9 protein-coding genes are annotated in these 12,633 nt (G+C 66.3%); 4 read left to right on the plus strand and 5 right to left on the minus strand.

The features are described from left to right. Window positions 1–139: 139 nt before the first annotated feature. Complete coding sequence (locus tag QYH69_RS28150; protein WP_308834996.1) at window positions 140–484, minus strand: BON domain-containing protein; 345 nt, start codon at window positions 482–484, stop codon at window positions 140–142. Window positions 485–1,122: 638 nt separating this feature from the next. On the opposite strand from QYH69_RS28150, the gene QYH69_RS28155 reads away from it, so the two are divergent. The 3 genes from QYH69_RS28155 (at window position 1,123) to QYH69_RS28165 (ending at window position 4,925) form a co-directional block, all read left to right on the plus strand. Beyond that, window positions 1,123–2,733: a TAXI family TRAP transporter solute-binding subunit gene (locus QYH69_RS28155; RefSeq protein ID WP_308834997.1), complete on the plus strand. Its 1,611-nt coding sequence runs from the start codon at window positions 1,123–1,125 to the stop codon at window positions 2,731–2,733. 318 nt (window positions 2,734–3,051) lie between these two features. Continuing rightward, window positions 3,052–3,696, plus strand: coding sequence for a 2-hydroxychromene-2-carboxylate isomerase (locus QYH69_RS28160; protein ID WP_308834998.1), 645 nt, complete (start codon window positions 3,052–3,054; stop codon window positions 3,694–3,696). A gap of 134 nt (window positions 3,697–3,830) precedes the next feature. Further along, on the plus strand, window positions 3,831–4,925 hold the full coding sequence (locus QYH69_RS28165; RefSeq protein ID WP_308834999.1) for a LysR substrate-binding domain-containing protein: 1,095 nt from the start codon (window positions 3,831–3,833) through the stop codon (window positions 4,923–4,925). Between the two features lie 34 nt (window positions 4,926–4,959). On the opposite strand, the gene xdhC is transcribed toward QYH69_RS28165, so the two are convergent. From xdhC to xdhA, 3 genes are all read right to left on the minus strand, one after another. Continuing rightward, window positions 4,960–5,604: a xanthine dehydrogenase accessory protein XdhC gene (gene xdhC / locus QYH69_RS28170; RefSeq protein ID WP_308835000.1), complete on the minus strand. Its 645-nt coding sequence runs from the start codon at window positions 5,602–5,604 to the stop codon at window positions 4,960–4,962. Further along, entirely contained in the window at window positions 5,601–7,985 is a 2,385-nt protein-coding gene (gene xdhB, locus QYH69_RS28175; RefSeq protein WP_308835001.1) for a xanthine dehydrogenase molybdopterin binding subunit, read from the minus strand. Before xdhB ends, xdhC begins: the two co-directional genes overlap by 4 nt. A gap of 88 nt (window positions 7,986–8,073) precedes the next feature. Then, on the minus strand, window positions 8,074–9,648 hold the full coding sequence (gene xdhA / locus QYH69_RS28180; protein ID WP_308835002.1) for a xanthine dehydrogenase small subunit: 1,575 nt from the start codon (window positions 9,646–9,648) through the stop codon (window positions 8,074–8,076). Window positions 9,649–10,039: 391 nt separating this feature from the next. On the opposite strand from xdhA, the gene QYH69_RS28185 reads away from it, so the two are divergent. Further along, window positions 10,040–11,254 carry an MFS transporter gene (locus QYH69_RS28185; protein WP_308835003.1) on the plus strand — a complete coding sequence of 405 codons (1,215 nt, stop codon included), beginning with the start codon at window positions 10,040–10,042 and terminating at the stop codon, window positions 11,252–11,254. A gap of 41 nt (window positions 11,255–11,295) precedes the next feature. On the opposite strand, the gene QYH69_RS28190 is transcribed toward QYH69_RS28185, so the two are convergent. Continuing rightward, window positions 11,296–12,537 (minus strand): aminotransferase class V-fold PLP-dependent enzyme, encoded by a 1,242-nt coding sequence (locus QYH69_RS28190; protein WP_308835004.1) that lies wholly within the window; start codon window positions 12,535–12,537, stop codon window positions 11,296–11,298. Window positions 12,538–12,633: the final 96 nt, after the last annotated feature.

Genomic DNA, 12,633 nt, shown 5'->3' on the forward strand with positions numbered 1-12,633 from the left:
GACGCATAAATGAGAAACGGGCCTCGGCGTTTTGCCGAAGCCCTTTCTCCGATCGGTCTGGCTGTCGCGCAGGCAACCGGTCCGCAAGCCGCTGCCGGGTAGCCTACCGCTTGCGCGAAACGCCGATCGCGTACAGCGCTTACTGTTGCTGCACGTTCAGCTTGTTCGACACCGACGACACGCCGGCCACACCCTTCGCCGTGGTGCCGGCGAGCTCGATCTGGCCCTGGTCGGGGACCGTGCCCGTCAGCGTCACCGCGCCGCCCTTGGCGCGCACGGCGATGCTCGACACGTCGAGGCCCTTGGCCTTCGCAAGTGCCGCACGGACCTGACGGCCGAGCTGGCGATTCGCTTTCTTTTCGGCCTTCACGCTCGTCTGCGCGGCCTGAGCGCCCGCTGCTGCGTCGCTTGCCTGCGCGTACACGTTGCACGCAACCATCACTGACACCACACCGCCCAACGCCTTCAGAACTGCCGATTTCATGATTTCTCCTTTTTTCACTTCAGATTGACGCGATCGGCCGGGCCGCGTGATGAACCCGGCCAGGCCAGACCGCATTGCGGCTTCGTTACGACTTCGTTCAAACAAACCGACGCACGCGTCAAGCGCACCCCGCTCGCAGACAACGACACGCGAACACAGGCGCGCCCGACGCGAAGTCGGCCGGTTGACCGGCTGACGCGGCAGGCGAGAGACGAGAGGCGGGAGACTGAGTAAACGGAACGACAGCAAGGGAGCGGAGCGAACCGGTGCCGCGCGGCTCCACGACGTGCCCGATTCTTGTGACCGGATTGCGCGTGCGAGCGCTGATGCGCGACAGCGACGCCAATTTAATCTAGCGCAGCAAGAATCGCAAAGCTTTTAACGACGAAATCGCCGCGGATCGGCTCAGATGTTGTGCCGCCGCCGACTCGCGCCCGCGCAATCCTGCGCGCGGCGCGCCGGCGCACGCGAGCCGCCCGGAGTCTTGCAGGCGCGCATGCGCACGCGCTTCGCACTCACGAATTGTTACGCGTTTGTGGCCGCGACGCAGCCGTTCGCGCGCCGCCGCGCCGGCAATCTCATGTACCATCGGCGCGAGCATCGTCGACAGCATGCCGCCCTAGCCGCCACGACCTCCAATGACAGCACCCAACGGCCCCGACATCGACCCGAGCGCCGACGCGAAGCGCGGCGCAAAGCCAGCCGGCAAGCGTCCGCGCCTCGTCGCGCGCTTCGTCGCCATCTCGTGGCGCGACCTCGCGGTCACGTTCTTGCCTATCCTGCTCGTGAGCGCCATCGCGATCTGGGCCGCCGTGCGCCTGATCCAGCCGGCGCCGCCCGATACGCTGACGATCAGCGCCGGCCCGCGCGGCAGCACATTCTGGAATGCCGCCCAGCGCTACAAGGAAATCCTCGCGCGCAACCGCGTCAAGCTCGTCGTGCTCGACTCCGAAGGCTCGGCGGAGAACCTGCGGCGGCTTCTCGACCCCAACGCAAAAGTCGACGTCGCGTTCGTGCAGGACGGCATCGCGAAGGGCAAAACCGACGGGCTCATGTCGCTCGGCAGCGTCGCGTACGTGCCGGTTGCGATCTTCTATCATGGGCCGACCGTCGAATGGCTGTCGCAATTCAAGGGGCAGCGCATCGCGATCGGCGCCGAAGGCAGCGGCACGCGCGAACTCGCGCTCGCGCTGCTCGCGGCGAACGGCATCACACCGGGCGGTCCGACAAAGCTTCTGCCGCTATCGGGCGACGATGCAGCGAAGGCGCTCGTCGACGGCAAGATCGACGCCGCGTTCCTGACCGGCGACTCCGCGCAGCCGCCGGTCATGGTCAAGCTGTTCCGCACACCGAATATCCAGTTCTACGATTTCACGCAGGCGCATGCTTATGCGGGACGCTTTCCGTACCTGACGCGCATCGAGCTGCCGATGGGCTCGCTCGATCTCGGCAGGAACATCCCGTCGAAGACGCTGCAAATGGTCACGCCGACCGCCGAGCTCGTCGCGCGCACGTCGCTGCATCCGGCACTGTCTGACCTGCTGATCGAAGCCGCGCGCGAGGTGCACGGCAAGGCGACCGTGCTGCAGCGCGCGGGCGACTTCCCCGCGCCGCTCGCCCACGACTTCCCGATCAGCGACGATGCGGCGCGCTACTACAAGTCTGGCAAGAGCTTCCTGTACCGCACGCTGCCGTTCTGGATCGCGAGCCTCGCGGACCGGCTGCTGGTCGTGCTCGTGCCGATCATCGTCGTGCTGATTCCGGGCCTGCGGCTCGTGCCGTCGCTGTACGCATGGCGCGTGCGTTCGCGCATCTACCGCTGGTATGGCGCGCTGATCGCGATCGAGCGCGGCGCGCTGTCCGAGACGTCGCAAGCCGAACGCGACACGCTGATCGAGCGGCTCGATGCGATCGAGGAAGCGGTCAACGGGCTCAAGATGCCGCTTGCCTATGCGGACCAGTTCTATGTGCTGCGCGAACATATCGGCTTCGTGCGCGAGCGGCTCACGCGTCCGCGCGACGCGCATGCGGACGCGCAGGAGACGGCGCCGCCGGCCGCGGAGCCGCGCGCCGACGCAGCAGAGCCTGCCCAGGCGGCAGAGCACGAAACGGCGCAGGCAGCTGAAAAAGCGGAACTCGAAGGGCAACACGAAGGGAAACAGCAGCAGGCCGCCGACACCGCCCGCGACGGGCAGATATCGAGCGACGCGCCGCGCGCCGGGCAGGCCGGCCCCACCCATATTGCGTGAGCCTCGCTCGCGGGTTGCCGCTCGAGCGGATCGACCGGGCCCGTCGTCGGATCGACCGGCGGCCCGTCACGCCGTCGGCCCGACAGCCTGGCCGTTTCCGGTCGACCGGTTGGGCCGCCATCACGCAACACGTCAGGCGAAACCCGCATTCCGCGCACATTTGGCGCTTCGCCGGCCGCGCCGGTGCTGCGCGGCGGGTCGGCTTTGCGTAAGATCGAGGGCAACCGGCACGGCGCGCATCCCTCAGACGTTCTGAAGGTCAGACGTTCAGGCATTCGGCAGCGCCGCCGTGCCACACTGGAAATCCCGGGAGACATCATGACCGATGGCATCGACGCCACGCAGCCACTGTGGTTTTACGACTTTGTCTCGCCGTTTTCGTACCTGTTGCTCGAGCAGTACGATAAATGGCCGGGCCTTCCATTCGTGATGACGCCAACCTCGTTGAACGAGGTGTACGGCCACTGGCGGCAGCGCCTCGCGTACGACGTTCCCGCCAAGCGCGTCTTCACGTATCGCTATGCGCTGTTTCGCGCGGAACAGCTTGGCATTCCGTTCAGGATGCCGCCTGTGCATCCGTTCGATTCGACGAAGCCGATGCGTCTTGCGGCCGCGCTTCGCGCGGACGTGAACACGGTACGCGAGATTTTCCGCTTCATCTGGCGCGAAGGCCGCGACCCGTCGACGCCCGACGGCTTCGCGCTGCTGTGCGAGCGCCTCGGCATCGCGGACGGCCCCGCACTCGTCGAAACCGAAGAGGCCAAGGCGCAACTGCAGCGCAATAACGCCGATGCGATCGCGCTCGGCGTATTCGGCGTGCCGACCTTCTGGATGAACAAGCAGCTGTTCTGGGGCGAAGACGCGTTGCCGATGGTGCTCTATTGCGCGCGCACGCCGAACTGGCTCGAGTCGAAAGAGGTCAAGCGGATTTCCTCGCTGCCTTCGGCATTCCCGAAGCCGTGATTGCCGGCGCCGTGCTTTTGCGAGCATGACGGCGGGCGGCCGATGCTGATGCCCGCCATACCGCGCGCGCTATGCCTCATGCGTGCGTAAAGGCTTAAGGTTACGCAAGGAACGACCCGACCGACGCTCAAACCGTGGACGACACTACCGCTACCCTCGACATCTGGCTCGTGCGCGTGCTGCGCACGCTGCTCGTCGAGCGCAGCGTCACGCAGACCGCGCTGCGCCTGAACCAGACGCAGCCGGCCATCAGCACGGCGCTGCGCAAGCTGCGCGAAACGCTGAACGATCCGATTCTCGTGCGCGGCAAGTCGGGGATGGTGCCGACCGAATACGGCGAGTCGCTGCTTGCGTCGGCGCAAAAGGTGCTGCGCGACGTCGACTTCGTCGCGACGCCGCATGGCGATTTCGACCCGGCGCGCTCGCGCCGCATATTCCGCATCGCCGCGCCCGACTACCTGAACGACTTCTTCATGCCGACCGTGATCGCGCAATTCCGCGACGCGGCGCCGCATGCGCGGCTCGAGATCGAGTCGCTGGGCCCGCTGCTCGATCATGCGGCGGCGCTCGACAAGGGCGAACTCGATCTCGTGATCGGCAACTGGCCGAGGCCCGACGAGCGCTTCGAACGTAGCGACCTGTTTTCGGACAGCGTCGTCTGCATAATGCGCGCGGACCATCCGCTTGCGCAGGCGCCGCTCTCGCGCGAAGCGTATCTCGCGGCGCCGCATCTCGCGCCGACGCCGTATAGCGGCGCGCGCGGCGGCGCGATCGACGCGGGCTTCGAGCGCGCGGGCGCAACACGCCGCATCGTCGCCATGCTGCCGTACTTCGGGCTCGTGCCGCACGTGCTGCTGCAGTCGGATCTGATCTTCACGACGACGCGCCGCTTCGCGATGCACTATGCGAACCTGCTGCCGCTCGCGGTTATCGATGTGCCGATTCCGTTCCCGCGCATCCGCTGCTATCAGATGTGGCATCCGCAAACGGACCGGCCAAGCGATCTCGGCTGGCTGCGTGGCCTGCTCGCGCAGGTATCGGCCAACCTCGTCGCGCACAAGACGCGGCGCACGCGCGACGGCAGCTGCGAGGCCGCGCGGGCGCCTCGATCGGGTACCGCATCTGCCGCGCCGCAGGAACAGGCCGGTGCGAGCGACGATATCGACGTCGACGCCGGCCCGCACGCCGGATTCGATACGAGCCCGCCGCGCATCACGCGCTCGCGCTGAGCTCGCCTCAATCGCCTCAATCGCTTCAATCGCTTCAAGCGCTTCGGCCGCTTTCCGCGACGTCCGCCGCGTCAGCCATTTCAACCGCGCCAGCTGCCGGACGCGCACCTCGCACTTGCAGCAACTGCGCGCAGACTGCGAGCGCAATCGCATGCGGCGCCTTGTCGGTGATGCCGTCGACACCGATCGGGCAAGTCATCTGAGCCATCCGCGCGGCGTCGACGCCGCGCTCGATCAGGCGCCGTTCGAATTTCACGCGCTTCGTCTTCGAACCGATCATCCCGAAGTACGCGAAGTCGCGCCGCCGCATGATCCGCGACGCGAGCGCGAAGTCGAGCGCGTGGTTGTGCGTCATCACGAGAAAATACGTGCCGGCCGGCGCCTGATCGACGATCGCTTCTGGCGTGTCGGTCGCTTCGATCTGCACGTTCGCGGGCACTTCGTCGGGGAACAGTTCGTCGCGTTCGTCGACCCATTGCACGACGCACGGGAGGCTGCCGAGCAGCGTCACGAGCGCATGGCCGACATGGCCCGCGCCGAACAGCACGATATGCATCGGCGGCGGCAGGCTCGCGCGCCGGCCGCTGCGGCGGCGGTCCGCTTGCAGCGGTGCGGCATCCGTCGGCGCTTGCGGCGAAGATCCGCGCGTAAATTCAGGCGCGAAGCACGAGTTCATCATCGCTGCCATCCTTGCGCCTGCGTATTCATGGCGCGCACGGCGCCGACCGCCTTGAGGATCGCTTCGCCCGTTGCCGGCGCGTTCAACGGCGGGTTGACGCGATAATCGGCAACGCTGGCAACCGCGTCGCGAATCGCGAAGAACACGGAGAACGGCAACAACAGCGGCGGCTCGCCAACCGCCTTCGAGCGGTGAATGCTGTCTTCCGCGTTGCGATTTCTGAACAGGTTCACGCGGAAATCGGGCGGCATGTCGTTGACGGTCGGAATCTTGTAGGTGGAAGGCGCATGTGTCATCAGCTTGCCGCCCTCGTTCCACCACAGCTCCTCGGTGGTGAGCCAGCCCATGCCCTGCACGAACGCGCCTTCCACCTGGCCGATATCGAGCGCCGGATTCAGCGACGCGCCCACGTCGTGCAGCGCATCGGCACGCAGCACGCGCATCTCGCCCGTCAGCGTATCGATCACCACTTCGGAAACGGCTGCACCGTACGAGTAGTAGAAGAACGGGCGGCCTTGCAGCTTCGCCTGATCCCAATAGAGCTTCGGCGTCGCATAGAAACCGTCGGACCACAACTGCACGCGCGCGAGATACGCTTTCGCGATCACCTCGTCGAACGGTACGACCGCTTCGCCCACGATAACGTTATCGTTCGCGAAGCGCACCGCGGCGGCGGGCACCTGTTCCGCGCCGTAGCGTTCGGCCGCAAATGCGGCAAGCCGCTCGCGCAACTGGCGCGCGGCGTCCTGCGCGGCCTTGCCGTTCAGATCCGTGCCCGTCGATGCGGCCGTCGCCGAGGTGTTCGCCACCTTGCTCGTATCGGTCGCCGTCACGCGCACGCGACCAAAGCCGATGCCGAGCTCGTGCGCGACGACCTGCGCGACCTTCGTGTTGAGCCCCTGCCCCATCTCCGTGCCGCCGTGATTGACGAGCACCGAGCCGTCCGTGTAGATATGAACGAGCGCGCCCGCCTGGTTGAAGTGCGTGACGTTGAACGCGATGCCGAATTTCACCGGCGTCAGCGCGATGCCCTTTTTCAGCACTGCGTTGTGTTCGTTGAAGTCGCGGATCGCCGCGCGCCGCGCGCGATAGTCGCTCGTGGTTTCGAGTTCGCCGATCAGTTCGTGCAGCACGTTGTCTTCGACGATCTGGCCGTACGGCGTCTGGTTGCGCTCGGTTTTGCCGTACAGATTGCGGCGCCGCACGTCGAGCGGATCGAGCCCGAGCGAGCGCGCGACATTGTCGATGATGTATTCGATCGCGAACGCGCCTTGCGGTCCGCCGAAGCCGCGAAACGCCGTGTTCGACTGCGTGTTGGTCTTGCCGCAGAAGCCCGCGATCGCAACATCGGGCAGCCAGTAAGCGTTATCGAAGTGGCACACGGCGCGCGTCATCACCGGCCCCGACAGATCGGCGGAGAAGCCGCAGCGCGACGTCATGTCGACCGACACGCCTTCGAGCATGCCGTCGTCGTCGTAGCCGACTTCGAACGTGTAGTGGAAATCGTGGCGCTTGCCCGTGACCATCATGTCGTCGTCGCGGTCGGGGCGCAGCTTGACCGGGCACAGCAGCTTCCATGCGGCAAGCGCCGCGCAGCAGGCGAACAGGCCCGACTGCGATTCCTTGCCGCCGAAGCCGCCGCCCATGCGCCGGCATTCGACGAGCACGTTATGCGACGCGACGTTCAGCACATGCGCGACCAGATGCTGCATTTCGGTCGGATGCTGCGTCGAGCACCAGACGTGCATGCCGTCGTCGTCCTTAGGCACCGCGTAAGCGATCTGTCCTTCAAGATAGAACTGCTCCTGGCCGCCCAGCAGCATCTCGCCGGCCTCGCGATGCGCGGCGCGCGCGATTTGCGCGCCGGCATCGCCGCGCGCGAGCTTCATCGGCGCAACCACGCTCTGCTTCGCCGCGCGCGCCTGTTGCGCAGTCAGTACCGCGGGCAGTTCCTCGTAGACCACTTGCGCGCGCCGCGCCGCGAGGCGCGCGGTGTCGTGCGACGTCGCCACGACGATAAACATCGGCTGGCCGACGTACTGCACGATGCCGTCCGCGAGAATGGGATCGTCGCCTTTGACGATCGGCGCGCAGTCGTTGTGGCCGGGAATGTCGTCGGCGGTGAACACCGCGACCACGCCCGGCGTTGCGCGCACCTGGTCGAACGAGATCGAGACGATCTTCGCGTGCGCCTTCTGCGACAGGCCAAGCGCCGCGTGCAGAGTGCCGGCGACGAGCGGAATGTCGTCGGTGTAGGTCGCGCGGCCGGCCACGTGCAGATGCGCGGACTCGTGCGGGCGCGACACGTGCACCTGTGTGAACGTGTCGCGTTCGGCGAGTGCCTCGGCGCCTTTCAGGAACGGTTCGGCTTGCTGGTTCATGCGGATGATTCTCCGTGTCTCTTGTCTTGCGGGCTTGAGTCTGGCTTGTGTCCGTCCCGTGCCTGGCTAATGGCGCGTATCGCGCGTCTTACGCGTCCACCGCTGTCGCGGCCTGCACCGCACGCACATCGAGCGCCGACTTCGGCAGCGGATCGTGCGGACGCGTTTCGAGCCAGAACCGGTAAAGCGTGTTTTTTGCGGTTTCCATACGATAGTCGTCGGTGGCGCGCATGTCGGACAGCGGCGCGTAGTCTTCGGCGAGCGCGAGCATGGCGGCCTGCGCGGTCGCTTCGTGCCAGTGCGCATCCCGCAGCACGCTTTCCGCGTGCGTGGCGCGCTTCGGCGTCGCTGCCATGCCGCCGAACGCGATGCGCGGCTCGCGAATCGCGTCGCCGTCCGCGATAAACGCGAAGGCCGCGCATACGGCCGAGATATCGGAATCGAAGCGCTTCGAGATCTTGTACGTGCGAAAACGCAGGTTCGCGCGCGCACCGGCACGCGTCGGCACCTTCACCGCGACCACGAACTCGTGCTCGGCCATGTTCTTCTTCTGGTACGCGAGATAGAGGTCTTCGAGCGGCATCTCGCGCTCGACGTCACCGCCGCGCAGCACGACATGCGCGCCGAGCGCGATCAGCCCCGGCATCGAATCGCCGATCGGCGAGCCGTTCGCGACATTGCCGCCGAGCGTGCCCGCGTTGCGGATCGGCAGGGACGCAAAGCGCTGCCACATCTCGGTCAGTTCCGGGTAAAGCTTCGCGAGCTCCGCGTACGCGGCTTCGACGGTCACGCCCGCGCCGATGCGCAGCCAGCCGCCGGCCGTTTCGATCTTCTGCAGCTCGGCAATCTGGCCCACGTAGACGATATCGCCGAGCGCGCGCATCTGCTTCGTGACCCACAGCCCGACGTCGGTGCTGCCGGCGAGGATGCGCGCCGCGGGTTGCGCTTCTTTGAGCCGCGCGAGCGCATCGACGGTGCGCGGCGCGGCAAAACGCTGGCCCGCGTGCTCGTATTCGAACGTCGCGTCGCGCTCGAGCGACTGCAGCGCGCGCGACAGCGCCGCGGTATCGACCGGCGCGGCCGGCGCCGGCAACGCGAACATCCGCATCGCCGCATCGACGATCGGCCGGTAGCCCGTGCAGCGGCACAGATTGCCCGTCAGCGCGTTGGCGACCTCGTCGCGCGTCGGTACCGTGCCATTCGCGCCGCCGCAGGCGTGCGCGTGTTCGTGCGTCTCGCCATGCTTGTGGCCGGGCCGGTGGCCATATTCGCGGCCGTGCTTCTTGTACATCGCCCACATCGACATGACGAAGCCCGGCGTGCAGAATCCGCACTGCGAGCCGTGGCATTCGACGAGCGCCTGCTGCACCGGATGCAGCGAGCCATCCGGCTGGCGCAGGTCTTCGACGGTGATTAGCGCTTTGCCGTCGAGCGTCGGCAGAAACTGGATGCACGCGTTGACCGCCTTGAAGCTCACGCCGCCCAGTTCGTCGCGCTCGCCGACGACGACCGTGCACGCGCCGCAGTCGCCTTCCGCGCAGCCTTCCTTGGTGCCCGTGCAGCGCGCGTCTTCACGCAGGTACTGCAGGACGGTGCGCGTGACCGGCGCGCCGCTGATTTCGCGGATCGCGTTGCGGTGATAGAAGCGGATCGGCTGGCTCATGTCTCGTGTCTCTCGTGTCTGATTCCGGCTTGCGGCAATTTTGGCGTTCGCGCGGGGGATGCGGCAGCGGTATGGTTCGAAAACTATCACCGCCGGTTCCGCCAACCCATAGCGTGAGGACCATGCAGCTCATATCGCCAGAAACATATTGAGATAGGCAAACGCACCGCCGGTACTTATACCGGCGCGTCCGTTATGACATGCTTCGGATTCGAATACGTCCTTTCGGCCAATCGCTCCGCGTCGCGAGCTTCGGGACGTCGGAGTGCGCCGAAATCCAACCGCTATGGTCTGGCACCTTTATGCGAAAGATTTTTAAGCATCCGCTGCATGAAAGCCGGTTCCGTGGGAAAATCACGGACTTCCGCCGTTTTCAAGTCTCGTTTTCCCCATGTCCGCCGACTCCGCTTCGCCGCGCAGTGAATTTGCGACCACGTTGCAGATCATTCCGGTCGTCTTCTTTACATTCGTTTGCTACCTGAATATCGGCATTCCGCTCGCGGTGCTGCCGGGCTATGTGCACGGCGGGCTCGGCTTCAGCACGGTGGTCGCCGGCCTCGCGATCAGCGTGCAATACCTCGCCACGCTCGCATCGCGCGCGCTCGCCGGCCGCTCGGCCGATACGCTCGGACCGAAGAAAACCGTGTCGAACGGACTGATTGCAAGCGGCGTCAGCGGCGCCGGGCTGCTGCTCGCCGCGCTCACGAGCCACTGGCCCGCGTTGAGCATCACGCTGCTCGTAGTCAGCCGCCTCGTGCTCGGAGTCGGCGAAAGCCTGTGCGGCACCGGCGCGATTCTCTGGGGCATCGGGCGCGTCGGTACCGCGAACAATGCGCGCGTGATCTCGTGGAACGGCATCGCCACTTACGGCGCGCTGGCGATCGGCGCGCCGTTCGGCGTCGTGATCGCGCGCGACATCGGCTTCGCTTCGCTCGGCATCGCCGTCATCGCGCTCGCCGCGGGCGGCTATGCGCTCGCGCGGCTCGTGCCGTCGGTGCCGCTCGTGCACGGCGAACGGATGTCGTATCGCAGCGTCTTCGCGCGCGTGTTGCCGCACGGCCTCGGCCTCGCGCTCGGCTCGGTCGGCTTCGGCTCGATCGCAACGTTCATCACGCTCTTCTATGCGGCGCGGCACTGGCCGAATGCGGCGCTGTCGCTGACGCTGTTCGGCACGATGTTCATCGGCGCGCGCCTGCTGTTCGCGAACACGATCAAAACGTATGGCGGGTTTCGCGTCGCGATCGCGTCGTTTTCGCTCGAATGCGTCGGGCTGTTGATGTTGTGGCTCGCACCGGTGCCGCATGTCGCGCTGGCTGGCGCCGCGCTGACGGGCTTCGGTTTTGCGCTCGTGTTCCCGGCCCTCGGCGTCGAGGCGGTCGGTCTCGTGCCGCCCGCGAGCCGGGGCGCGGCCCTGTCCGCGTACTCGGTGTTTCTCGATCTGTCGCTGGGCGTGACCGGGCCGCTTGCCGGGTACATCGCGGGTCAGTTCGGTTATGCGTCCGTGTATCTGTTCGCGGCGGTTGCGGCCGCGGCGGCGATTGCGCTGACGATGGTGCTCTATCAGCGCTACGTGCGCGGTGTAACGGGGCCGTCAGCGGTGGTTTGACCGGGTTCGCGCGGCGCCGCGAGGCGGCGCGCCGCTCGGGCTCAATGCGTGAGCAATTCGGCTTTCGCGCCCGCCTTCGTCCCATTCGACAACGACTTCTCGAGCGCCGCGACACCGGCCGGCAAATCGACGCCCACGCCAAGATCGACCATCGTCCGTCCGAACGCGTGCACGGTGCGAAATAGGTTGTGCGCGCGGCACTGTTCGCCCATCTGCCCGATCCGCACGATCGGCAAACCGAACGACCCCGAGATCTCGACCTGGTGGTGACGCGAAATGTGTCCGCAGATATCGCCGGGGCTCAACGTGCCCGGCACTTCGATGCCGATCACCGAATTGAGCCGGCATTCCTGCGGCGTATAAAGCTGCAGGCCCATCGCCGTGATCGCCTCCTGCAACGCAAGCGAGCATTTCTGATGGCGCGCGAAGCGCTTCTCGAGCGTCTCCGCGCAAACGAGCCGCAATGCCTCGTGCAGCGCGAGCACGCCCGACACCGGCGCCGTGTAGTGATATCCTGCGTTGTGCCAGAAGTTTTCGGCAAGCGACGCATCGAGACACCAGTGCGGGCCCGGATCCTTGCGCGCCTTCACGCGCGCCCACGCGGCATCGGAGAACGCGATCAGCGACACACCGGGAATGGACGACAGGCCCTTCTGCCCGCCCGTGATCACCGCATCGATGCCCCACGCGTCCATATCGAGCGGCATCGTACTCAGCGTGCACACCGCATCGACGACGACCAGCGCGCCGGCCGCCTTCGCCAGCGCGGCAATATCCTGCAGATGGTGATTCCACACGGTGTTCGAGGTCTCGCCTTGCACGATCGTGACGACCTCCGGACGCTCGCGGCCGATCGCCGCGGCAATCTCTTCGAGGCTCGCGACCGTGCGGTCCGGCACTTCGAGCAGCGACACGTTTGCACCGACGCGGCGGCCCATCTCGGCCATGCGCTCGCTGAAGAAGCCGTTCCTGATGCTGAGCATGCGCGTGCCCGGCCACGCGAGATTCGAGATCGCCATCTCCATCGCGGCCGAGCCGGGACCCGCGACGCCGAGCACCCACTTCGAATTCGTCTGGAACACGTAGCGCGCCATCGTCTTGACCTGCCCGACCACCTTCGACATCGTGCCGCCCAGGTGGTTGATGACGATCGCATTCGCCTTGGCCACCGCGGCGGGAATCGGCACCGGGCCGGCGCCCATCATCAGCAGCGGTTCTTCGGGGAGGATGGCGTCGAGCGATTCGACCTCGGGACAAGGAACAGTGGACGTCGTAGTGGACATGATCAGGTAGGCAGGCGAGCGAATGAAAATAGACAAAGCGCGTAGGCAAAACGCGTAGACAAAGCGCCGGCAAGGCACGAGACAAACGCTTTAGAA

It is taken from the genome of Paraburkholderia sp. SARCC-3016, from assembly GCF_031119615.1.
In the GTDB taxonomy this organism is placed as follows: Bacteria; Pseudomonadota; Gammaproteobacteria; order Burkholderiales; family Burkholderiaceae; genus Paraburkholderia.

Bases quoted from the DNA above. Each gene is read 5' to 3' on its own strand.
- QYH69_RS28185 (WP_308835003.1), top strand. From the start codon at position 10,040: ATGTCCGCCGACTCCGCTTCGCCGCGCAGTGAATTTGCGACCACGTTG.
- QYH69_RS28160 (WP_308834998.1), top strand. From the start codon at position 3,052: ATGACCGATGGCATCGACGCCACGCAGCCACTGTGGTTTTACGACTTT.
- xdhB (WP_308835001.1), bottom strand. From the start codon at position 7,985: ATGAACCAGCAAGCCGAACCGTTCCTGAAAGGCGCCGAGGCACTCGCC.
- xdhA (WP_308835002.1), bottom strand. From the start codon at position 9,648: ATGAGCCAGCCGATCCGCTTCTATCACCGCAACGCGATCCGCGAAATC.
- xdhC (WP_308835000.1), bottom strand. From the start codon at position 5,604: ATGATGAACTCGTGCTTCGCGCCTGAATTTACGCGCGGATCTTCGCCG.
- QYH69_RS28155 (WP_308834997.1), top strand. From the start codon at position 1,123: ATGACAGCACCCAACGGCCCCGACATCGACCCGAGCGCCGACGCGAAG.
- QYH69_RS28150 (WP_308834996.1), bottom strand. From the start codon at position 484: ATGAAATCGGCAGTTCTGAAGGCGTTGGGCGGTGTGGTGTCAGTGATG.
- QYH69_RS28190 (WP_308835004.1), bottom strand. From the start codon at position 12,537: ATGTCCACTACGACGTCCACTGTTCCTTGTCCCGAGGTCGAATCGCTC.